The following is a 431-nucleotide window of genomic DNA, read 5'->3' as shown; positions in this document are numbered from 1 at the left end:
AATGGAATCCGGTATATCATGCACGACGTGAGCTGTCGCAAACACCGTTCCCTCAGTCGGCCCGTAGCAATTAATCAGCTTGCCAGGCCCCATGATCTCAAGCGCCTTTCTGACGTGAGGCACAGACGCGCGCTCACCCCCGAATAACACACAGCGGAGCCCCTTCAGCCACTCCTCTCCCGCATCGGTGAGAAGATTAAAAAGTGCGGTTGTCGCAAACATGACATTGACATTCTCCTGCCGGATCAGATCAGTGAGCCGTTCTGTATCAAGCAGTGTATGTTCATCTGCGATAATGAGCCGTGCCGCATTCAGTATTGATGCGTAGAAATCAAAAGTAAATGCGTCAAAGGCGTAATTCGAAACAGATAAGAACGTATCTTGTTCAGAAAATGCCATGTAGTCTACATGCTTGACCAATCCTTGTATAT

The 431-nt window shown here is 48.7% G+C and carries 1 protein-coding gene; it reads right to left on the bottom strand.

The features are described from left to right. The coding region (locus ACTD9P_RS30055) for an AMP-binding protein (RefSeq protein ID WP_438870488.1) at positions 1 to 431 on the bottom strand (431 nt) is incomplete at both ends.

The sequence above is a fragment of the Pseudomonas onubensis genome (genome assembly GCF_965653655.1).
Classification (GTDB): domain Bacteria; phylum Pseudomonadota; class Gammaproteobacteria; order Pseudomonadales; family Pseudomonadaceae; genus Aquipseudomonas.
Note: the sequence above shows the minus strand (reverse complement) of the source record. Positions and strands in the feature narration are given on the sequence as shown.